At 72.1% G+C, this 22,300-nt stretch carries 12 protein-coding genes and 1 pseudogene; 3 read left to right on the top strand and 10 right to left on the bottom strand.

The genetic code is table 11. The features are described 5' to 3' along the window. The 10 genes and pseudogenes from ACWEBX_RS11955 to ACWEBX_RS12000 all read right to left on the bottom strand — a co-directional run. A partial coding sequence (locus ACWEBX_RS11955; protein WP_451884762.1) for a beta-ketoacyl synthase N-terminal-like domain-containing protein occupies window positions 1-2,097 on the bottom strand: 2,097 nt, incomplete at its 3' end. Window positions 2,098-2,174: 77 nt separating this feature from the next. Further along, window positions 2,175-9,404, bottom strand: coding sequence for an SDR family NAD(P)-dependent oxidoreductase (locus tag ACWEBX_RS11960; protein WP_451884743.1), 7,230 nt, complete (start codon window positions 9,402-9,404; stop codon window positions 2,175-2,177). A gap of 760 nt (window positions 9,405-10,164) precedes the next feature. After that, window positions 10,165-11,403: an McrC family protein gene (locus tag ACWEBX_RS11965; protein WP_451884744.1), complete on the bottom strand. Its 1,239-nt coding sequence runs from the start codon at window positions 11,401-11,403 to the stop codon at window positions 10,165-10,167. After that, window positions 11,396-13,498 (bottom strand): AAA family ATPase, encoded by a 2,103-nt coding sequence (locus ACWEBX_RS11970; RefSeq protein ID WP_451884745.1) that lies wholly within the window; start codon window positions 13,496-13,498, stop codon window positions 11,396-11,398. The genes ACWEBX_RS11965 and ACWEBX_RS11970 overlap by 8 nt, the downstream gene beginning before the upstream one ends. Before the next feature lie 100 nt (window positions 13,499-13,598). Beyond that, a pseudogene (locus ACWEBX_RS11975) lies at window positions 13,599-13,781 on the bottom strand (hypothetical protein); the annotation flags it as partial. Window positions 13,782-13,953: 172 nt separating this feature from the next. Further along, on the bottom strand, window positions 13,954-14,703 hold the full coding sequence (locus ACWEBX_RS11980) for a thioesterase II family protein (protein ID WP_451884746.1): 750 nt from the start codon (window positions 14,701-14,703) through the stop codon (window positions 13,954-13,956). Window positions 14,704-14,737: 34 nt separating this feature from the next. After that, window positions 14,738-16,555, bottom strand: coding sequence for a non-ribosomal peptide synthetase (locus tag ACWEBX_RS11985; RefSeq protein ID WP_451884747.1), 1,818 nt, complete (start codon window positions 16,553-16,555; stop codon window positions 14,738-14,740). A gap of 78 nt (window positions 16,556-16,633) precedes the next feature. Continuing rightward, complete coding sequence (locus tag ACWEBX_RS11990) at window positions 16,634-17,650, bottom strand: TauD/TfdA family dioxygenase (RefSeq protein WP_451884748.1); 1,017 nt, start codon at window positions 17,648-17,650, stop codon at window positions 16,634-16,636. A gap of 95 nt (window positions 17,651-17,745) precedes the next feature. Next, the gene (locus ACWEBX_RS11995; protein WP_451884749.1) at window positions 17,746-18,750 is read right to left on the bottom strand and encodes a beta-ketoacyl-ACP synthase III; all 1,005 of its coding nucleotides are present in this window, start codon (window positions 18,748-18,750) and stop codon (window positions 17,746-17,748) included. Between the two features lie 100 nt (window positions 18,751-18,850). Further along, a complete protein-coding gene (locus ACWEBX_RS12000; RefSeq protein ID WP_451884750.1) occupies window positions 18,851-19,855 on the bottom strand; it encodes a helix-turn-helix domain-containing protein in 1,005 nt (334 codons plus the stop codon). 249 nt (window positions 19,856-20,104) lie between these two features. Here ACWEBX_RS12000 and ACWEBX_RS12005 point away from each other — a divergent pair, with 249 nt between their 5' ends. The 3 genes from ACWEBX_RS12005 to ACWEBX_RS12015 are packed head-to-tail and all read left to right on the top strand — an operon-like array spanning window position 20,105 to window position 22,289. Further along, window positions 20,105-20,548, top strand: a complete 444-nt coding sequence (locus ACWEBX_RS12005; RefSeq protein WP_451884751.1) for a helix-turn-helix domain-containing protein — start codon at window positions 20,105-20,107, stop codon at window positions 20,546-20,548. Then, window positions 20,545-21,102 carry a regulator component gene (locus ACWEBX_RS12010; RefSeq protein ID WP_451884752.1) on the top strand — a complete coding sequence of 186 codons (558 nt, stop codon included), beginning with the start codon at window positions 20,545-20,547 and terminating at the stop codon, window positions 21,100-21,102. The genes ACWEBX_RS12005 and ACWEBX_RS12010 overlap by 4 nt, the downstream gene beginning before the upstream one ends. Then, window positions 21,099-22,289, top strand: coding sequence for an MAB_1171c family putative transporter (locus ACWEBX_RS12015; protein WP_451884753.1), 1,191 nt, complete (start codon window positions 21,099-21,101; stop codon window positions 22,287-22,289). Before ACWEBX_RS12010 ends, ACWEBX_RS12015 begins: the two co-directional genes overlap by 4 nt. Window positions 22,290-22,300: the final 11 nt, after the last annotated feature.

Genomic DNA, 22,300 nt, shown 5'->3' on the forward strand with positions numbered 1-22,300 from the left:
GTCGCCGAGGATCTGTCCGACCAGCCCGGTCAGCACGGATCCGGGCCCGGCCTCGACGAAGATCCGCGCGCCCGCCTCGTACATCGCCTCGATCTCGTCCCCGGAGTACAGCCCGGCCACCGTCATGGCGGTCCATTCGCCGACGCTGTGCCCGGCGACCGCGTCCGGCACGACACCCAGGCGACGCAGCGCCGCGTCGAGAAGGCGTCCGACGGCCACCACGCCGAGGCCGTGCCGGCCCACGTCGCCGACGGGGTCGCCCTCGGGCGCCGCCCGGGGCAGTCCGAAGTGCGCGGCCACGTCGTCGACGCGCGCGGAGAACTCGCTCTCCAGACCGGGGAAGACGAAGGCGAGCTTGCCGTGCCCGGGACCGAGCAGCGGGCCGGGCCGGAACCAGACGTCGCCCCGGCCGTGCCAGGCGCGGCCCCGGCCGACCGCCCGGCGGGCCAGGGCCAGCCGTTTCGCGGTCGGTTCGACGATGCCGAGCCGGGCCCGGCCCGCGGCCGGATGGGGCAGCGCGGGGTCGAGTCCGGCGGCGCGTACCGTGGCGTCGTCGGTGTCCAGCAGGGCGGCGAGCGGCTCCGGACCGTCCGCGGCGAGCAGCAGGACCCGCTCGGGCTCGGCGACCCGCACGGCCGGGCGCCCGGTTGCCGGGGCGGGCGCCGTCGTGACGGGCGCCGGTGCCTCCTCCAGCACCACGTGGGCGTTGATCCCGCCGAAACCGAAGGCGTTCACGGCGGCCCGGCGCACCGGGTGACCGGGCGAGATCTCCCAGGGGACGGCCTTCTCCAGCGTACGGAAGCGGGTCGCGGCCAGCGCCGGATGCGGGTCGTCGCAGTGCAGGGTCGGCAGCAGCGTCGCGTGGTGCACCGCGAGGGCGGCCTTGACCAGTCCGGCCACTCCGGCGGCGGGCATGGTGTGCCCGATCATCGACTTCACCGAGCCGATCACCGCGCGGTCCGTGCCGGATCTTCCGGCCGGGCCGAACACCGTGCCGAGCGTGGCCAGTTCGGCCGCGTCGCCGGCCGGGGTCGCGGTGCCGTGTGCCTCCAGCAGGCCGACCGAGCCGGGCGCGGCCGGGTCGAGTCCGGCGGCGAGCCAGGCCTGCCGCACGGCACTCGCCTGACCGCCGGGATCGGGGCTGACCAGGCCGGCGGCCCGGCCGTCGCTCGCCACCCCGGTGCCCCGGATCACCGCGTAGATCCGGTCGCCGTCGCGCCGGGCGTCGGCCAGTCGCTTCAGTACGACGACCCCGGTGCCCTCGCCGACGAGGAGGCCGTCGGCGTCCCGGTGGAAGGGGCGGCTGCGCTCGCTGGGGGAGAGGGCACGGAGTTGGGAGAAGACGCTCCACAGGGTGATGTCGTGGCAGTGGTGTACGCCTCCGGCGAGCATCAGATCGCAGCGCTCCGAGGAGAGTTCGCCCACCGCCTGGTCGACCGCGACCAGCGAGGAGGCGCAGGCGGCGTCCACGGTGTAGGCGGGGCCGCGCAGGTCGAGCCGGTTGGCCACCCGGGAGGCGGCCAGGTTGGGCACCAGGCCGATAGCCGACTCCGGGCTGTCGGGGCCGAGCCGGTCGGTGAACGCCCTTCGCACACGTTGAAGTTGACTGTCTGTCAGCTCTGGTAACAGCTCGCCCAGGGTGCGCACCAGTTGCCCGGCCGTGCGCACCCGCTGGTCGAGCCGGACCAGGCCCGGGGTGAGATAGCCGCCCCGGCCGAGAACGACACCGACGCGCCGCCGGTCAGGAAGCCGGTCCGGGCCGCCCGCGTCCGCGAGGGCCGCGGCGGCCACGTGCAGCGCGATGAGCTGGTCGGGCTCGGTGCCGGCCACCGAGTTCGGCATGATCCCGAACCGGGTCACCTCCACCTCGGCCAGTGCGTCCACGAACCCGCCCCTGCGGCAGTACACCTGGTCGGCGACGGCCGGTTCGGACGCGGTGCCGGGGCGGTAGTACCCGGCGTCCCAACGCCCGTGCGGCACCTCGCCGATCGCGTCCACGCCGTCCCGCAGGTTCAGCCAGTACGCCTCCAGATCCCGGGCTCCTGGCATCAGTACCGCCATGCCGACGATGGCGACCGGAACCTGCCGCCGTGTCACCGTCTCGTCCGTCGCACCCGCCGTCCGGTCCCTCGCCGCCCCTGCCGCGCCCGCCGCGGGATCCGTCACCGAACCCCTCACCAGCCCGAGGCGGTGTAGACGACGGCGGTGGTCGACGGGTCGCCCCAGGCGAGTTCGCGCAGCAGGGCCGCGGTGCCTTCCTCGGGGTCGATCAGGCCGATGCCCCGGCGGCCGTAGGCGCGGGCCAGCTCCGGTCCGACCATGCCGCCGTGCCGGGCGGCGGGCGCCCAGGGCCCCCAGTGCACGGTCAGGGTCCGGTGTCCGGTGCGGGCGGCCCAGGCCGAGCCGAGCGTCTGGAGCGCGTCGTTGGCGGCCGCGTAGTCAGCCTGGCCCCGGTTGCCGAAGACGCCGGAGACGCTGCCGAACAGCACGCTGAACGCCGGTCCGTCGGGAAGTTCCTCCAGCGCGGTGAGCAGGGCACCGGCGCCGGTCGCCTTCGTGCCGTAGACCCGCTGGAAGGACTCGGGGGTCTTCTCGGCGATGATCCGGTCCTCGATCACCCCGGCCGCGTAGACGACACCGTCGAGGCGGCCGTGCTCGGCGCGGATGTCCTTCACCGCCTGGAGCACCGCATCCGGTTCCCGGAAGTCGACGCAGCGGTAGCGGACTTCGCTTCCGAGCGCCCTGAGCTCCGTCAGCGTCGTGGTGATCTCCCGCTGTGCGAGGAGGAGTTCGGCGGCCTGGTTGATCGCCGCCGGTCTCATCCCGCCGCGGGCGGCGAGCGCCGCGCGCAGTGCGGCCGGGGTGGAGGCGGCGGCCGTGTCCGGGTCCTCCGGGCCGTCCGGCGCGGGTGTCCTGCCGAGCAGTTCGAGCCGGCACCGGCCGGCGGCGGCGATGGCCGCGGCGCACTGCGCGGTGATGCCGCGTGCCCCGCCGGCCAGCAGGACCACCGCGTCCCGGTCCAGGCCGAGCGCGGCGGCTTCGGCGGCACCGGCACCGGCCGGGCCCGCGCCGGTGCCGCCGAGGATCCCCAGCGGTGACTCGACGAGCTCGAGGCCGAACCGGCCCTCCGGCCGGCGCAGGACGACCGGGGCGACGCCGGGCGCGCACAACTCCTCGACGAGCGCGTCCGCGAGCAGCAGCCCGTCCGCGACGGACAGCGTGTCCGCGACGGCCGACGTGGTCACCACCTCCACCGTCCGCGCGACCGTCGACGGGTACTCGCGCGCCACGGTGCGGAAGAAGCCGCGCAGCCCCGCGGCCGCCGTGTTCGGCGTGTCCCTGCCTACGGCCCGCAGGGCCAGCAGCCGGCGCGGTTCCAGGGCGAGGGCTGCCTTCAGGACGGGGAACGCGTCCGGCAGCACCGGCGCGCCACCCGTGACGAGGTACAGGACCCCGTCCACCCGGCCGTCGTCCTGGGTGAGCAGATGGTCCCGGTCGCGTACGACGACGGCGGCGCCGTACGAGGCGAGCCGGGCGCCGATCTCGGGGGCGTCGCCGAGGACCACCCACCGCGTCCCGGACAGTACGGCCGCCGGATCCGCGGTGTCACCCTCCTGTTCGAGGGGCACCGACCGCAGCAGGTACCGCTTGGGTGCCTGGCCGCTCACCGTCGCGGCGTTCACCGCATCGCCGTTCACTGCATAGCTGTTCACCGCTCGCACGGCCTCGACCGTCCCGGAAGCCTCCGATGCCTCGTACGCCTCAGCCGACTCGGTGGCCGCGGAAGCCTCGGCCGTGTCGGCCGCGGGGATCGTCTCGGTGTCCTCGGCTGGAGGCGTGGTCGGTTCCGCGGGGCGGGAGAGCCGCGCGGTCAGCCAGTCGGTCACCGCGGCGGCCGTCCGTGCCTTCGCCAGATCCTCCAACTCGGCGTCGTCGAGACCGGTGAGGTCCGCGCCGTCCCCGGCGCCGAGGCGCCGGGCCAGTTCGCCGGCTATCTCGGCCCGCTTGATGGAGTCGATGCTGAGGTCGGCCTCCAGGTCGAGATCGGGCTCGATCATGTCGAGGGGATAGCCGGTTCGCTCGCTGATGATCTCCAGGACCACCTGCTGGACGTCGACGTCCTGAACCGACGCCGGCCTGGTGACGGGTACTTCGTCGGCCGACAGCCCTGTGTCCCCGGGCGGTGGGGACATCGGCGGCTCCGCCTGGGGCGCGGCGGCCGTCGTGTCCCGCGGTGCCGGCGGGGCGACGGGCGCGGGTGGCACGGCCGTCCGTTCCCCGGACACCGCTCCGAGGTAGGTCATCAGCACGTCACGCTGGGCGGCGACCATCTCGCGGCTGGTGCGCAGGAATTCGGAGATCAGCGCGTCCTGGGCGTCCTGGCGGTCCTGGTAGTGCAGGCCGTGGCGGCCGTTCCGGTCGGACGGGACCGCGTGCGGGGGGTTCGTCGGCACCGTCGTCTCCACGACTTGTCGGGCCGGTGCGAGCGCACCGGGAAGGAGATCTCCGGCGGCGGTGCGGACCAACTGTCCGTCGACCGTCCAGCCGGGCCGCTTCGGCACCGGCGTGCGCACCGCGTCGACGGCGTCGCGGCCCCGTAGCAGCCAGCCGGTGCGCACCGGCAGCCCGGCGACGGCCAGTTTGGCCAGGGCGTCCAGCCAGCCGCGCAGGCCGCTGTCCGGGCGCGGCTCACAGGCGACCGTCCGGTGCGGCCGGTCGCCGAGGATCTGTCCGACCAGCCCGGTCAGCACGGATCCGGGCCCGGCCTCGACGAAGATCCGCGCGCCCGCCTCGTACATCGCCTCGATCTGCTCGACGAACCCGACCGGGGCGCCGATCTGCGCGGCGAGTTCGGCCCGTACCGCGTCCGGGTCGGCGGCGTACGGCGTCGCGGTGCGGTTGGCCCAGACCGGGAACTCCGGCGCGCGCACCGGACGGGCCGCGAGCGCCTCGGCGAACCGGGCGCCCGCACCGGCGACGACAGGGCTGTGGAAGGCGCAGGCCACGGGGATGCGCCGGGCGTCGTACCCGGCCGCGCGCAGCAGACGCACGGCGTCCGTGACGTCGTCGGCCGGGCCGGATATCACCGTCTGGCGGGGCGCGTTGCGGTTGGCGACGACCACGGTGGCCGGGGCCTCCACGGTCCGAAGGGCCCCTACGACCTCCGCGGCGCCGGCCGTGACCGCGGCCATGGTCCCCGGGTCCGCTCCGCGGTCCGCCCCGGCGGCCGCGAGGATGGCCGCCGCCCGTTCGGAGCTGAGCGCGAGAAGCGTCTCGGGGCTCAGGGCGCCCGCCGCGCTCAGGGCGACCAGTTCGCCGTAACTGTGTCCGGCGGCCATGTCGGGCCGCACCCCGGCCGTGGTGAGCAGGGCGTGGGCGGCGAGTCCGGTGATGCCGAGCGCGGGCTGGGCGGCCCGGGTGTCGGTGAGCGCCGCCCGCTGCCGGTCGCGTGCGCTGTCGTCGAAGGCGGCGGGCGGGTACAGCCGGCCGGCGTGGTCGGCGCCGAGTTCGAGGTAGTGGCGTAACTCGGGGAAGGCGACGAACAGGTCGGTGAGCATTCCGGGGCGCTGGCTGCCCTGACCGGGGAAGAGGAAGGCGACCTTGCCCTCGGCCGGGTCCTGGGCAGATGCCGCGGCAGGTGACGTCCGCCCGTCGCGTTGCGGCACCAGATGGACGCCGTGCGCGGGATCGTGCTCCCCGGCCAGCGCCCGCCTCAGCCGCCCGGTCAGTTCGTCCACGTCCGCGGCCACGATCGCCACCCGCGCCGGATCCGGACAGACGTCCGCCCGGCGGGCCGCGCTCAGCGCCAGGTCGCGTAGCCGCCACGGCCGGCCGTCGGCCTCGGCGGCCCCGAGCAGTTCCTCGACGGCCCGGTGTGCCGCCGCCGTGTCCCGGCCCCGGAACACGAACAGTTCGGCGGGCCATGCGTCCAGCGCCTGCGCCGGTGCCGCGCCGTCCGCGTGCGCGCCGAGCACCACATGGAAGTTGGTGCCACCGAATCCGAACGCACTGACACCGGCGAGCCGTTGTCGAGCCGGAGCCGCCCAGGGACGGGCCCGGGTGTGGAACACGAACGGGCTGCTCTCCTCGTCCCAGGCGGCGTTGGGGTGCTCCAGATGCAAGGTGGGCGGCCGGACGCCGGTGTACAGCGCCAGGGTCGCCTTGATCAGCCCGGCCAGCCCGGCCGCACACTTGGTGTGTCCTATCTGCGACTTGACCGAACCGAGCACACAACTTCCCGGCTCGGCGCCGGCCTTGCCGAACACCTCGCCCAGGACGGTCAGTTCGGTGCGGTCGCCGACCACGGTCCCGGTTCCGTGCGCCTCGACGAGACCGACGTCCGCCGGTGAGACACCCGCGTTGCGGTAGGCCCGCTCCAGCGCCGAGCGCTGCCCCTCGGGGCGGGGCGCGGTCAGGCCCCGTGAACGGCCGTCGCTGGAACTGCCGAGGCCCTTGATCACGCCGTAGATCCGGTCGCCGTCCCGCTCGGCGTCCGCGAGCCGCTTCAGGACGACGCAGGCGACGCCCTCGCCGAGCGCGATGCCGTCCGCCGAGCCGTCGAAGGAGCGGGAGCGCCCGGTGGGGGAGAGCGCGTGCACCGAGGAGAACAGGACGTAGTCGTTGATGCCGTTGTGCAGGTCGGCGCCGCCGCACAGCACCACATCGCTGGAGCCGCCGACGAGTTCCTTGCACGCGACGTCCACCGCGGCCAACGAGGAGGCGCAGGCGGCGTCGACGGTGAAGTTGGCGCCGCCGAGGTCCAGCCGGTTGGCGATCCGGCCGGAGATCACATTGGCGAGCATGCCGGGGAAGGAGTCCTCGGTCAGACGGGGCAACTGGCCGTCGAGGCCCTCGGGAACGCGCCCGTGGTACGACGGGAGCACGGCGCGCAGCGTGGCCGCGTTGGACAGGTCGCTGCCCGCCTCCGCGCCGAATACCACCGAGGTACGGGAACGGTCGAACTCCCGTCCCCCGTCGCCGTATCCGGCGTCCTCCAGGGCGCGCCGGGCGGCCTCCAGGGACAGGAGCTGGACCGGCTCGATGCTGCCGAGCGACGTCGGCGGGATGCCGTAGCGCAGCGGGTCGAAGGGGATACGGGGCAGGAAGCCGCCCCACTTGGAGGGGACGGCACCGCCGGAAGGGGCGGCCCCGTCGTCGTCGCCCTGCCCGTAGTGCACGGCCGGGTCCCAGCGCTCGGGCGGGACCTCACCGACCGCGTCCCGGCCGCCGACGACGTTCGCCCAGAAGGTGGGGAGGTCGGGCGCCTGCGGGAACATGCAGGCCATCCCGACGACCGCGACGTCCAACGGAGGGGGCACCACCGGCTCCCGGGTCACGGCCCCGCCCGGCCGCTCGCCCAGCCGGTCGCGCAGCCCCGCCGCCCGCCGCGTGAGGAAGCCGGCGGCCCCGGAGGTCACCGACTCGTGCAGGGCCGCGACGGTGGTGGTGGCCGAGCGCAGCACGGCCACCTCCCCGGCCATGAACATGCCGTCGGTGAGCTGGCGTGACTCGCCGACCGACCTGAGCGCCCCGCCGCCGTCCCGTTCCACGCCCTTGCTCGCGAGGCGCAGCCGCCCGATGTTGAGCTGCTCCAGTTCCTCCCAGACCCGCCGGTCGGTCACGCCCGCGGACCGCAGCCGGCCCTCGTGCTCGCGGTATCCCTCGGTGAACGAGCTCGGCACGCACCGGGTGGCGTGGCCGGGCGCGGTCTCCAGGAGCGTGGTCCGCTCGGCGGCCCGCACCTGGCGCTGGAAGAGCGGCTGGATCGCGCCGTGCGCGACCGCCTCCTCGGTGAACAGGTACGCGGTGCCCATGAGGACCCCGACGGCGGCCCCGCGCGAGCTCAGCGGGGCCGCGAGCGCGGCGACCATCGCCGCCGAGCGTTCGTCGTGGACACCGCCCGCGAAGAACACCTCCAGGGCCGCCGCCGTGTTCCCGCCGTTCCCGTCGCCTGCGTCCTTGCCGCCCCTGCTGTTGCCGACGCTCTTGTCGGCCGTGTCGTCCAGGAAGTCCTCCAGGACCGCGAGTTGAGCCTCCCAGAGCGGGAAACTGCCGCGCGGACCGACGTGCCCGCCGCACTCGGAACCCTCGAACACGAACCGGCGGGCCCCGGCTTCCAGGAACTGTCGCAGCAGCCCCGGCGAGGGCACGTGCAGGAAGGTGCGGATCCCGTCCCCCTCCAGCGCCTGTGCCTGGGACGGGCGCCCGCCCGCGATGACGGCGTGGGTCGGCCGCAGTTCCCGTACCGCCTCCAACTGGGCGGCACGTACCTCCTCCGGCGCGAAGCCGAGCACACCGACGCCCCAGGGCCGTCCGGCGACGGCCGCCCGGGTCTCGGTCAGCATCGCCCGGGCGCGCGCGCCGTCCGCCAGCGCCAGCGCGAGAAATGGCAGCGCGCCGTCCTCGGCGACCGCCGCGGCGAACTCGGCGCCGTCGCTGACCCGGGTCATCGGCCCCTGCGCGACGGGCAGCCGGGTGCCGAGCGCCCGGCTCATCGGGGAGCCCACGTCCAGCGCTCCTGCGGCCATGTCGTCGTGCACGGCGTCGTACACCGCGGCCGTCAACGCCCGTATCGTCCCGCGCACATCGCCCCAGAGACGCGCGAACCGGGCGGCGAGAAAGCCGTCTTGACCCACCGGCAGCAACTGGGTACGAGGATCCTGCGCGCCCAGTACCGCCGCTACCGTCTCCGGGTCGGCCCGGGCGATCCGCGGCGCGTCCGGGCCACGGCGGATGAGCACCCGGTGACCCGCCAGCACGGTCGTCTCCGAGCCGTCCAGGGACCGCAGTTGCGCGGCGGCCGCCTCCGGCAACGACGATTCGGCCAGCAGCGCGAGCTGGCTGTCCAGCACCACCCCGGCCGCTCCGCCGGCCATCGCGGCGGCCGCCGTCCGGGGGCCGATTCCGCCGCAGGCCCAGACAGGGAGCGGTACGTCGGTCGCGGCGAGCAGCCGCTGGAGCAGGACGAAGGTACTCAACTCCCCGACCCGGCCGCCGCATTCGCTGCCCCGGGCGATCAGCCCGTACGCCCCGGCGAGCATCGCTTCCCGTGCCTCGTCGAGGTCCGTGACCTCCACCAGTACGCGGTGGCCGGCGGTCAGATCGCCGGCCTGCCACGGCGCGTCGACCGCGAGGACCACTGTGTCCGGCCGACCGGCGTCACCGGTCCCCGGTGCGAGGTCGGCGGGGTCCAGCCAGCAGCGGGCGCCGATCCGCACCCCGAACGGGCCCGGTGCCAGGCGGTGCAGACGTTCCAGCGCGTCACGGGATCTTCGGTCCCCGTCACCCAGGTCGAGGACTCCGAGCCCTCCGGCCCGGCACACCGCCGCGGCGAGCAGGGCGTCGGGTTCGCCGAACGGGGTGATGCCGATGATCATGTCCTCGGAACGCACAGCAGACGTCATGATTCTCCGAATCAAGCTGAGACTGCATGGTGGGGGATGCGGTACGACAACGATGGCGGCGCGTCGGATTCCAGCGGGACCTGCGGCGACCCGGGAACACGGATTTATTGAGCCTGCTCGAAACGCGTTGAAAGGTAGTCCTGTTGTTACTGGCTGGTCAATGTTGAACCAGTGGGACGGTGTGCGGGCGCATTGATTCGGTCAACTGTGGACGCCGGAAGAGGTGCCGGGACCCGAGCAATTCCCTGAAGGTGGCGTCTCGTTCACTCCCCTCTCACATCACCGAAACGCCGATAGGTGAATGAGAAACTTTCTCGGGTGCGGCATGTCCGAATCGAGACGCACTTTCCCTTCGGGCGGCGGGCACAGGAGAATTCCATGCGTCGATCTTGAAGTGACCGGGAAGGGTGCGTGCGGGGTACGGGTTCGCGGATGAAGCAGTTCGAGCGGTTGCTCAAGGTGGCGCGCGAGCGGGTGGCGACGGGCCGCGCATCGGGCGGTCGTGGTGTCTGCCGCTGGCGGACGGGTCGGAAAGGTGCGCCGTACGCGCTTCACAGGCAGTGGCTACCGGCATGGGCACGCCGACGGGCAGCAGGCCGACATCGGTGGCCTCGCCGTTGACTACGAGAGGTAGCAGCCGGCCGAGCTCATGGCTTGACGATCGCGGCGGCATCGGGTTTCGGTCAGGGGCGGTTCAAGCGGACGCGGGGACATCGCACGTACGCACACCTGCCGGGCGTACGACCCCTGGTAAGGGGGCTCAGCGCAGCACCGACCCGATCCACGCGGTCGCTGCCTCGGGAAGAGCATGGGTGTCGATGCCGAGAACGTGGATGACGCCGAGTCTGCCCTGAGGGCCGTCGACGTGAAGGGTGCGGTGGGCGTGCCAGCCGGGCTGGGGATGGATGATCACTGCGCTCGGGGCATTCCTGAGGGCGTATCCGCTGCTATAGGTGAGAAGTTGGTGTACGTCGGCCGAGCTCACGCTGTGGCGGTCGTAGCGCTTGTACTTGGCGTCTACCGGTAGCAGCGTGGAAGGTGTCCCGTCGTGACCGGGAAGTCTGAGCACGAGGTCGGGGCGGAAGGCCGAGACGTTGCCCAGGTCTCCACGAACAGTGATGCCGATACCGCTTCCGCCGGGCACGGCGTGGCCGCCGTACGGGCTGACGGCCTCTGTGCCGAGACGGCGGACGACGGCTTCCCAGAGTGCGGGCATGGCGAGCAGGAGGCCGTCCGCCGTATTGCCGTGGTCGCTGAGCAGGTCGGTCACGCCTCCACCGCGCAGCAGAAGGCGGGCCCAGGTGTGGGCGGGGCGGTAGTGGGCGTTCAGGCGTGTGTAGTGGGTGCGGTCCAGCGCACGGAGCGCCGCGGCAGGGGTGGGGGCCTGTGGAAAAGCGCCGGCGATGCCATGCAGGGCGCGCGCCAGGTCGGGGTTGGCGGTCAGGCCGAACGCGGCCTTGAGCGCACTCCCCAGAACACGGTTGTCCCAGATGTCCGCCTCGCGGTCGAAGGTATGGACATGCAGTTGATCCAGTTGTCCGTAGCGGCGAGTGGCCTGGGCGACAACGTCCAGCCGTCCTCGGAGTACGGGTTCGACACTCCGGCGGCGTACGTAGTCCCGGCGCAGTCCGTTCCGTAGCAGCCGCTCGCACTCTTCGAGCACGGCTGCGGCGACCAGGTCGGCGTATCCGTCAGGCCCGGTGTCCCAACGCCTGGCCGTCGCCGGGACGGGCGTGCCGAGGGCGTAGGCGAGCCAGCTCATGAGCCGCTCTCCCGGGATGGCGAACTTGGGCACGATGACCAGGCGGATACGGTCCAGGACCAGGACCCCGACGGTCGCGTCGGCCTTGAGCCGCCAGCCGGTACGGTCCGGGACCAGGGTCAGGCCGCCCCGCGCCTGGAGGGCGTACAGGCGGTCGACGTCCCGGGGAGTGAGCTGACCGGGTTCCAGCGCGGCGGACGCGTACTCGCCGAGCCGGACCGTGGTGCGGTCAGGCATCCGGGCCGGACACGCCGCTGGTGAACTCGGTCGCCATCGCGTCCGCCAGGTCCGGCGGGGACATGAGCAGCGGACGCCCGGTGTCTGCGTCGACCAGTCCGCCGAGGATGCGGTGCAGCAGTTCCGCCCGGCCGACGCAGTAGTCCTCCAGGAGGGGGATCACCTCGTGGTGGAAGACCGCGGCCAGATCCTCCTCGGTGGTGATCGGCGCACCGTCGCGCAGCAGATAGGCGTGCCCGATCTGGTGGTCGGCGTCGATGTGACGGGTGATGCGTGTGTTGAGGGCCTCGAAGAACGCGGCCAGGTCCAGGGGGCCGACCGTCCCAGAGACCGCGTCCGGGTCCGGACCCACCGGCAGGAAGGCGAAGCGGCGGCGTACGGCGGCGTCCAGGTGGCTGATGCTCCGGTCGGCGGTGTTCATCGTGCCGATGACGCGTACGTTCGGCGGGACGGAGAAGTGCCGCTTGCTGACGGGGAGGGCGACCGGCAGGTTCCGCTTGTCCAGTTCGAGAAGGGTGATCAACTCGCCGAAGATCCGCGGCAGGTCACCGCGGTTGATCTCGTCGATGACCAGCAGGAATTCCTGTTCGGTGTGAGCGGCGGCCCGGCTGCACAGGTTGTGGAACAGGCCGTCCGTGAGGGTGAGTGTGAGCCCGGGGCCCGTGGCACTCAGGTCTGGTTTGAAGCCCTCGACGAAGTCCTCGTAGCCGTAGGAGGGATGGAAGGTGACCATGTGGACGCGGTCGCCGTGCAGCATTTCGGCCTGAGCTTTGGCGCGCTGGTCGGCGTTGGCATCGAGGGCCTCCGCGCGACCGTCCATGGCAAGGGCCGCTCCGAGGGCGAGCCGTGTCTTGCCTGTACCGGGCGGTCCGTGCAGGATCACCTGGCCCTTGCGTTTCAGGGCGTCCAGGACGGTTTGCACATCCTCGGGCAGTGCGACCGGCGTGGTCTGCGGCTCCTGGTTCGCGCCGGCGCCGGAGTCGGCCTGGGACGCGGTGAGTTTGGCGAAGAAGGCCGGGTCGACCCTGGCGAAGGTGGACCGCCACTGCCTGGGTTCCGACAACCGCTGCGCGTGCGACAGATCCCATTCCACAGGGACGGCGTGCTGGTACTCCTGGCGGTCCGTTTCGAAGCGGTAGTTCCCCCTGACCGTGCCCGTGGCCAGTACCTCGTCCACCCCTCGATTGGCCACGATCCGGTCGCCTTCCTCCAGATCACGGAAGGCCAGCAGCCGACGGGCGAGCGTCAGGCTGCCGCCGCTCTTGCCGGGCCAGTGCGCGTCCAGAGCCTGCTTCAGATCGGTGTCGCTCTGGTACAGGCCGAGGTCCCCGACCTGCTCCCATCCCACCCGTATGACTCCGTCCGTTCGGCACTCGTCCCACAGGCGCCCGCGCTCGCCGGGAGCGATCTTCCAGATGGTGCGCTGCCGGGGCCGCGGATCGGAGTGCTGGTACAGGAAGTGCATCACTTCGTACCTGGTCCAGCCCTCGAACTCCGCACTGTCCCGTACGAGTTCCAGCAGACGGCGATTGCTGCGCCAGGCCGGGGCGTCGCCCTGCGCTGAGCCACCCGACAACAGGGCGACGAACCGGCGCAGATGCTCCCCCGCGTAGATGGGCAGAAAATGCTCGGGGAAGTAGGTCGCCAGAGTCTTCGTCACCAACGTCGGCCCGTACCGCAGTACTTCGAGATCGTCCAGGGCGTCGAAGTCTCCCGCCGCGACGGCGCCGAAAGCCTGGACGAACTGACCGCGCAGGTGAGCCCAGGCCTCCTGCGGTTCCATGCCGCGCAAGGGAGCGGCCAGACGCCATTCGCCGGAGACGTGGTGGTACATGATGTGCTTCGCGGCACTGCCGCCCTTGATGCTGCCCAGGTTCGGAGTCAGGAACTCCACCAGACGGCAGTACGTCGGCCCCGATCCCGGGGCCGCGGTCTGCCCGAGGGCGTATCGCTCCAGTGGAAGCTCCGACCACTTTTCCAGCGGGAACTGGGACAGCACCTGCTTGCGCTCGTCCTCAGCAGCCGACTCGACGTTCGCCACGCCGCTCCGGTCGAACTCGGCCGCCGCCGTCAGTACATCCGCCCCGTTGGTCATGGAGGTCATGATGCCGGAGAGTGCGTTGGCGGTTCCTGGATGTGGCGAGGCTGGTCGACTTCCTGCGTGCGAGGCAGGGAGCTGGCACCATGGCGAGGCTTCAACTCCCCGGAAGAGAGAGCCAATACCGCGTTCGAGGCTTCGCACACCCCGCACCCACTCGCCGAGTGGGTGCGAGCGCGCGAGCGATCTCAATCGCTACGTCTGTCGTGCGGCTGTTCACCACGACGCCGTCGCCCAGCTTGTGAACAAGGTTTGCCGCGCGCATCAGGCGATCGGCTTTTGGTCATCTGTGCAGGTCAGAGGGACGATGTCGGAGCCCAGGTCGGCAGGTGCTCAGCCTCGTCCCTGTTGGCTTCCGTTTCGTCAGCCTTCGGGCCGACGGCGGGGTCAGGTGTCCTCCCGGCCCGTACCGGAAGGTTCACAGGGCTGGCGCCCCTGTGTGACCGCGTCGCTCAGGCCTGGTGCAGGGCCGTGATCCGGGAGGGCAGGCTGCTCCAGATGTCCGGGGTGTAGAAGTGGCCGCCCGGGAGGACGTCGTGTCGGAAGTCGCCGGTCGACAGCTTGCGCCACTGGTCGGCCACGTAGGGGTCGATGATGTCGTCGTCGGCGCCGGAGAGGATCTGGAGGGGTGTGCTCACCTTCGCGCCCTCGCGGTGGTAGAAGGTGTCGCGGACCCGGATGTCGGCGCGCATGAGCTCCAGGGCCATCTCCGCCAGGTCCGGATCCCCGAGTACATGCTCCGGCAGGAGGCCGAACGTACGCATCCAGTCCATGAGCTGGTCGTCGGTGTCCTGCTGCGCGGGAAACATGTCCCGGACCGTCAGCCCGAAACTGGGCGCGTTCGCCCCGGAGACCACGAGGGCCTCGGGGGCACGCCCGCCGCGCTCCTCGATGCGGGAGGCGACGTCGAAGGCCATCCAGCCCCCCATGCTGTGTCCGAACAGCACATAGGGTCCTTCCACAGCGCTGACGACGGCCAGGGCGTCCTCGGCCAGGGCGTCCCAGTCCCCGGCGAAGTCCTCCACGAACCGTCCCTCCCGGCCTGGATAGCAGACGGCGGCGAGCTCCACGCCGGGCGGCATCGCGTCCGCCCAGCGCAGGTACACACCCGCGCCTCCGCCACAGAAGCCGAGGCAGACCAGTGTCCGCCGGACGTCCGGCACCTGTCGGGGGCGGACCAGTGCCGTATCGAGCAGCTGCATCTCTGTCCTCTTCTGCGATCGCGTGGGAATCGGGTCAGGCAAGGGCGGTGGCGGGTCGGCTCGTTGCCTCGACGTGCCGGGCGAGGTCCCGCAGCCCGGGATAGCGGTAGACCTCCTTGATCGAGATCACCAGGCCGAGGTGCTTCTTGAGGCGTGCGACCACGCGCAGCGCCATGAGCGAGTGGCCGCCGAGGGCGAAGAAGTCGTCGTCAGCGCCCACCTCCTCCCGGCCGAGCACCTCGGACCAGACCTCCGCGATGAGCTTCTCGAACTCGCCCCGCGGGGCGCGCACCGCCGCCGCGGAGGCGCTCGCCTCCCGGGCTCCGGGCAGGGCGGCCGTGTCGAGCTTGCCGTTCGGGGTCAGGGGCAGTTCGTCCAGGAGCAGATAGAGGGAGGGCACCATGAAGGCGGGCAGGGCCTCGGCCGCATGCTCGCGCAAGCGCTCGGTGAGGGCTGCGGCGGCGGTGGGCCCGTCCACGGGTTTCACCGGTACGCAGTAGGCCACCAGCTGATCGCCTGCGGTGCCGCCGTTCCGTACCAGCACGGCAGTCGTGGCGATGCCCGGGTACGCGGTCAACACCTGCTCGATCTCGCCCGGTTCGATCCGGAAGCCACGAATCTTGACCTGACGGTCGACGCGCCCGAGGAACTCCAGATCGCCTTCGGCCGTCAGCCTCGCCCGGTCGCCGGTGCGGTACATCCGGGCGCCGGGGCCGCCGAGGGCGTCGGGCACGAAGCGGTCCGCGGTGAGCGCGGGCCGGTTCACATAGCCGTGGGCCAGCCGGGGGCCGCCGATGCACACCTCGCCGGCGGTGCCGGGCGGCACCGGCCGCAGCCGTTCGTCCAGGATGTGCACCTGGCCGCCTCCGGCGAGCGGGCGGCCGATGTGTGGCTGCGCGCCGGTGATCCAGGCGGCGGTGGCGTCGACGGTGCATTCGGTGGGCCCGTAGAGATTCAGCGCTTCGAGCTCTCCCCGGACACCGGCCGCGGCGAGTTCGCCCCAAACGTGCCCGGGAACGGGCTCTCCGCCCATGAAGAGCCGCAGCACGCGGCCGTCCGCACGCGGGGGCAGGAGCCGGGCGCGGAGCAGCTCCCAGTGCGACGGGGTCAGATCGAGATCGGTGACGCCGTACCGGTCGAGCAGGTCGGCGAGCCGCTCGGGTTCCTTGCGGTGGTCGTCGTCCAGGACCACGACCGTGTCGCCCCGGCACACGCGCACCCACTGCTGGACCGACGCGTCGAAGGACGCGCTGGCGTTCCAGGCGACGACGCGTGGCCCGGCGTCGTACATGCCGGCCGCTTCGAGCGCCGAGACGAGTGAGGCCACACCGCCCCGTGTCGCCTCCACGCCCTTCGGGGTGCCGGTCGAGCCCGAGGTGTAGATGACGTAGGCGGGGGCGAGGGCGGGCACCTCCGGGTCCGTACGAGCGGGGGACGGGTGGTCCGTCCGTACGTCCGCAGTGACCACCTCCATGCCGGCGGGCAGGAACGGCGGGCCCGCGGGGGAGTCGCCCGCTGCCAGCAACTGCCGGATGCCCGCGTCCTCGGCCATGAACGCCAGCCGGTCCCGCGGGTAGGCGGGATCGAGCGGTACATAGGCGGCGCCCGTACGCCACACCGCGAGCAGCGCCACGACGAGTGCCCTGCCGCGCGGCAGGCTCACACCGACCCGGTCGCCCCGGCCGACGCCCCGGGAGCGGAGAGTCTCGGCCAGCCACCCGGTGGCCCGGTCGAGTTCGGCGAAGCTCAGCTCGCCGTCCGTCGCCCGTACGGCGGTCCGGTCGGGGTCGTCGCGGACCGCTTGGCGGAAGCGGCTCAGCAGGTCGGCCGGCTGCCGGAGGGGATCGGCCATGGAACGGGCTCCTTCGAGAACGGAAAGAAAGACGAGACGGTCGAGAAAGCGGCCGGGGACTGGCATGCGAGAAGGGCCCTAGGGAGCGGGGCGGACAGCGGGGCTGCAGTCGGTGATCTCCACGGGGTTCCCCATGGCCACCACGATCCGGCGGTCGCCGCGGAAGGGGTCACGGCCGTGGGCGGTCAGGACGTTGTCGACCAGGAGCAGATCGCCGGCCTGCCAGGGCGCGCGGACCGTGGCCCGGTCGTAGGCGTCCTGAATCAGGTCCAGCTCGTCCTTCGTGAGCGGTTCGCCGTCACCGAAGGAGGTGTTGAACGGCAGCCCGTCCCACCCGAACTCGTCGGTGAGCGCCTCCCGGAGTTCCTCGTCCAGGGACCACTCGTTCCAGAACGCGAGATGGTTGAACCACACCTCCTCGCCCGTGGAGGGATGCCGGACGATCCCGGGCCGCAACTGGCTGGTGCGCAGGTTGCCGTCCTCCTGCCACTGGTGGGAGACGAGGTTCTCCGCGCAGTACCGCTCGACCTCGCTCCTGTCCTCGGTGGCGAACGCGGTCGTCCAGTGCGTGGAGATGTTGTCGGAGTAACTGCGCCGCAGCAGCCAGCCGGTGGTGCGCATCCGCTCGACCAGGGAGTCGGGGAGGAGGCGCAGGACCTCACGGCAGTCGGCGACCGGGGTGGCGCCGCCCTCCGAGGGCGCGACCAGGCAGGCGAACATCAGCAGACCGGGGAAGGTCAGGGTGTAGCTGTTCTCGTTGTGCATCCGGATCGGCTGGGAGGGCGGCAGATCGGTGGAGGAGTACACGCCGTTTCCGAAGTCGCTGCGGGGCGTGGCCTTCTCGCGGTACGGGGTGCGCTGCGGGAGGAGGACGTCCCGTACGGCGGCGAAGTCGTCGACGCCCGCGAGGGGCAGGCCCCGCAGGAGCACGGCGCCGTGTTGGTGCAGGGCCGCCTCCAGTTCGGCGCGGGCCGAGATCAGCCATCGCTCCGCCTCGGCCATGGCCGTCAGACCGCCGATCGTCGCGAGGGCGGGCCGACCGGGGGTGAACTCCCAGGCCGGCGAGGCGGTTCGGGCCGTGCTTGCGCTGCTCACCGTGTGCTCCTTGTCTCAATGTCCGTGCTGAAGTCCGTGCTGAAGTCCGTGTTCGGGTACGTGGGCAGGTACCCGTACGTGTCGTTCCGTGGCTGTCAGGGCAGCCGGACGACCTGCGCCGCCCAGGTGAGCCCGGCGCCGAAGCCGACGAGCAGGGCCGTGGCACCGCTGCCGACCGTGCCCAGCTCGCGCAGCCGGGAGACGGCCAGCGGGATGGACGCGGAAGAGGTGTTGCCGGAGTGCACCACGTCGCGGGCGACGGCGACCTCCGGCGGGAGGTCGAGGCGCTGGGCGAGGGTGTCGATGATCCGCAGGTTGGCCTGGTGCGGGACGAAGGCGTCGAGGCGATCCAGTGTCGTCCCGGCCGCCGCCGCAGCCTTCCCGGCCGTTTCGGGGATGTCCTCGATCGCCCAGCGGAAGACCTCGGGTCCGGCCATCCGCATCGCGGGCCAGGCGGCACCGGGGGTGTCGCGGTACTCCGCCCACGAGGCGTCGTGCGCGATCAGATCGCCGCGTCCGCCGTCGGAACCCCAGACGACGGGGCCGATCCCGTCCTCCTCGGGGCGGCCGGGGCCGATCACGACGGCTCCCGCTCCGTCCGCGAAGAGGAACGCCGCGCCCGGGTCGTGGGGGTCCACGATGTCGGTCATCTTCTCGGAGCCGATCAGCAGGACATGGCCGGCCGTTCCGTCCCTGACCATGGACGCGGCGAGGGCGAGGCCGTAACAGAAGCCCGCGCACGCGGCGTTCAGGTCGAAGGCCGCGGCCCGGCTGCCGATGCGGTGGGCCACTTCGGGGGCCGAGGCGGGGCTCTGCCGCAGATCCGACATCGAGGCGACGAGGACCGTGTCGATCTCGGCCGCGGTGACACCGGCGTCGGCCAGCGCCTTCCTGGACGCCTCGACGGCCATGCCGGCCACGGTCTCGTCGTGGTCCGCGTAGCGGCGCTCGAGGATTCCGGTGCGGCGACGGATCCATTCGGCCGTACGCCCGGTCCTGACCGCCGCTTCGTCGTTGCCGACCACGCGCCGTGGCCGGTGGACACCGATGCCCAGGAGCCGGGCTCCGCGCGCTTCGGTTCGCTGAGTGTGGGGAAGCATGCCGCACCTCGGGTGGTCGACAGTGGTGGGGCGGCCGGCGGTCGTGGATGACCGGCCGTCGGCGCCGCCGAGAAGCGTCGGACGACCCCCTATACCGGGGCTATACGGCGGGCCGCTGGGGATCGAGCCAGCCGCGGAGCGCTGCCAGGGCCCCGGTCTGGAACCTGCTCTTGGCGCCCAGCCGGTGCGCCAGGCCGGCGGTGATGCGCCGGGTGGTGCGGACGGAGATGCCCAGACGCCGGGAGATCTGGTCGTCGGCGTGCCCCTGCGCCAACAGGTCCAGTACGGCCTGTTCCTGAAGGGTGAGTCCGTCGTCGTCGGGCCACGGTGCGTAGTCCAGGGGCCGTGCGGTGCTCCAGACCTGCTCGAAGAGCTCGCACAGCGCGCTGACGACGCCCTTGCTCCGGGTGACGAGAGCTCCCCGGTGGGTGGCGTCCGGATCGTCCGGGACGATCGCCACCTCCCGGTCGTAGATCACCATGCGGGGCGGCAGTACCGCGGCGAAGCGGATGTGCGCGCCCGAGTCGCCGAGCCAGCGCGCGTACTCCATCGTGGCCCGGTCGTTGCCGATGCTCTCCAGGTAGACACTGCGCATGCGCACGCCGCGGGCCAGTGCGGATTCGTCCAGCGGCCGGCTCGCCTCCATGTTGGCCGGCGACTGCGCGCCACCGGGCACGAAGGCGATGATCTCGGAGGAGCAGCCCGCCGCCAGCGCCTCGATGCGCAGGCGTATCGCGTCGATTCCGCCGAGCCGTTCCGTGTCGGTGCCCTGCCGGGAGCGGCTGAATTCGGCGTACTCGGCGGCCAGGCCTTCGAGTTGGAGCCGGGCCGCCTCGAACTCCTCCTGCCGGCGGTGCAGATCCGCCTCCTGGGTGGACAGCAGGAGCTTGAGACCGACCTCGGGTTCGACCGCGCGGTACTCGCCCGGGTCCTGCCAGGACGGCCTGATCAGCGAGCGGCTGTTCAGCTCTGTCATCGCGTTCCGCACCTGGGAGGCCGGTCGGCCGAGTCTCCACGCGATGGCGTCGGCGGTCGCCGCCGGATCCTTGAGCATCTCCTCGTACACGGCCTGTGCGATGTCGTCCAGCCCAAGTAAGTCGAACACTGCGCCCTCCCCAGAAGCACATGGCGACCGCATGTCCCACCGCACGGTCACCCCCGCAGGGACGACATCAGTCCTGGTCTCGACTGAGGAACGCCATCCCGAAACCTCATCTGCTACACGAGTTGTGGACTCTACCCAAGGAACCAACCCGGCGACGAGTGAGAAAATCGATGCGGGGCAAGGTGTTGATCTTTCCGCGGGGAGTGATCGCCCGACGTAGAATCCGACCATCAGTCTGGAGGTGTCCACGTGGACGAACCTGGCGCGACGGTCGGGCCGCGTCTCGCCGACAAGCTCAACCACCTGTTCAGCACGGTGACTCCAGGAGGTCGGCGCCCGTACAGCACGGAGGAGGTAGCGCGGAGCATCACCCTCACGGGGGTGCCCATCTCGGCGAGCTACATCTGGCTGCTGCGCAAGGGACACCGGGACAACCCGACGCTGCGTCATGTCGAGGCGCTCGCCCAGTTCTTCGGTGTTCCGCCGACCTACTTCTTCGACAACTGCGCGGATAGCAAAGTGGCGGGAGACCTGCGGCTCATGGCCGCGCTCAAGGACGCCGGGGTGCAGGCCATCGCCCTGCGCGCCTCCGGCCTGTCCGCGAAGAGTCTGGACTCCATCACCGAAGTGATCCAGCGCGTACGGGAGTTGGAAGGGCTGTCGGAATGCCCGGACGAGCCGTGCGAGGGATGACGACGCGCAAGCGGCGGGCACGCTGCGCGGCTCTTGTCCGCGGACTCGGCCTGCCGTCCTCCTACGGCATCCCCGATGTGTGCCGACGCGTCACGCAGCGGACGGGACGGGCCATCCATCTGGAGGCGATGTCCTTCCCCGCCGAGGGCCACTGCGGGGTGTGGGTCCGCACGTCCCAGGCCGACTACATCTTCTACGAGCGGATGACGAGCCCGGTCCACCAGCAGCACATCGTCGGACACGAGCTGGGGCACTTGCTGTGCCATGACGAGGAACGGCCGCGGGAGACGGCCGTGAGCCAGGACATGGCGCGGCTGCTGCTGCCCGGTGTCGACCCGCGGACGGTCACCGGCCTGCGGCGGCGGACCGCCTATACGCACGACGAGGAGCAGGAGGCCGAGCTGATCGGCACGCTCCTCCTCCAGGGCGCCAACCACCGGCCCCTGGACCCGGTCTGGGCACCCATGGCCGAGAGCGCCGTGCTCGTCGACAGGCTGGAACGCACGCTGCTGCCCCAGCACCCGGACGTCCCTGGGGCGGCCGGTCCCGCGTGACGACTCTGCTGCACCCGCTGTGTGCCCTGGTCGCGGTGGCGGCTCTGCTCTACAAGATCGGTCCGCTGCGGCGCGCCCCGCGCGACCCCGCGCTGTGGGCCCTGTGCGCCGTGCACGGCTTCTCGGCGCTCAGCTTCACCCTGTCCACCCCCATGGTCTGGCTCGCCGTCGACCGGCTCACGGGGATCCCCAACAGCGCGGCGCTGCTGGCCCAGAGCTGCGTGATGGGCCTGATCGTGGCGCAGTGTGCCCTGTTCGACCGGATGCTCCTCCCGCCCGGACGGGCCAGGAGGAACATGGTCCGCCATCTCCTCGTCCTCTGCGGGCTGGTGGCCGCGCTCGCCGTGCTCTTCGTCCGGCTGAGCTCCTCGGGCGAACATCCCCGGGACTTCACCGTCCACTACGCGGGGGACGCCGACTATCGGCGCTATCTGCTGCTGTACAGCGCCGTGTTCGTGATCGGCGAGGTACTGGTGGCGGTCCTGTGCCTGCGCTGCGCGCGGCGGGTGAACCGGTTGTGGCTCAGCCGCGGACTGCGTGTCACGGCGGTGGGATCCGCGCTCTCGCTCGGGTACGGGGCGGTCCGCTTCGCCAACGGTGTGTGCGGGTGCGTCACGCACAACCCCTCCTGGGTGGAGCGTGCCGCGTGGCTCTGCGGCGGCATCGGGGGACTGCTCGCCCAGACGGGGTGGACGCTGCCGGGCTGGGGGCCGCTGCTGACCAAGGCCCACCGTGCGGCGCGCGGATACACGCAGTACCAGCGGCTCCATCCGCTGTGGCTGGCGCTGGTACGGAGCCGGCCGGACATCGCCCTGGAGGAGGGGCGGTTCTCCCGGCTCTGGTCCCTGCTGACCGTACGGAACATAGAATTCCGTTTGTACCGCAGGACCATCGAGATCCGGGACGGACAACTGGCCCTGCGGGAGAGCCTCGACGCGGAGGTCGCCGAGCGGGCCGCCCGGCTCGGCAGCGCCACCGGTCTCGTCGGCGAGGAGCTGGCGGCCAGCGTCACGGCCGCCCAGCTCAAGGCCGCCCTGCACGCCCAGCGGCTGGGTCTGCCGCCGGCGGTGCCTGACACGCTGCGGGCCGCCGACGGACCATCGGCGGCCGATCTGAGCGCGGAGATCATCTGGCTGGTCCGGGTCGCGCGCGCCTACCGGGCGTGCCCGCTGCTCACCTCCGGATGAGACCGGGGGCG

The organism is Streptomyces sp. NPDC005070, from assembly GCF_053600395.1.

Excerpts from the sequence above, each read along its gene's own strand:
- ACWEBX_RS11995 (WP_451884749.1), bottom strand. The coding sequence starts at position 18,750 with ATGCTTCCCCACACTCAGCGAACCGAAGCGCGCGGAGCCCGGCTCCTG.
- ACWEBX_RS12010 (WP_451884752.1), top strand. The coding sequence starts at position 20,545 with ATGACGACGCGCAAGCGGCGGGCACGCTGCGCGGCTCTTGTCCGCGGA.
- ACWEBX_RS11985 (WP_451884747.1), bottom strand. The coding sequence starts at position 16,555 with ATGGCCGATCCCCTCCGGCAGCCGGCCGACCTGCTGAGCCGCTTCCGC.
- ACWEBX_RS11965 (WP_451884744.1), bottom strand. The coding sequence starts at position 11,403 with ATGCCTGACCGCACCACGGTCCGGCTCGGCGAGTACGCGTCCGCCGCG.
- ACWEBX_RS11970 (WP_451884745.1), bottom strand. The coding sequence starts at position 13,498 with ATGACCAACGGGGCGGATGTACTGACGGCGGCGGCCGAGTTCGACCGG.
- ACWEBX_RS11980 (WP_451884746.1), bottom strand. The coding sequence starts at position 14,703 with ATGCAGCTGCTCGATACGGCACTGGTCCGCCCCCGACAGGTGCCGGAC.
- ACWEBX_RS11960 (WP_451884743.1), bottom strand. The coding sequence starts at position 9,404 with ATGACGTCTGCTGTGCGTTCCGAGGACATGATCATCGGCATCACCCCG.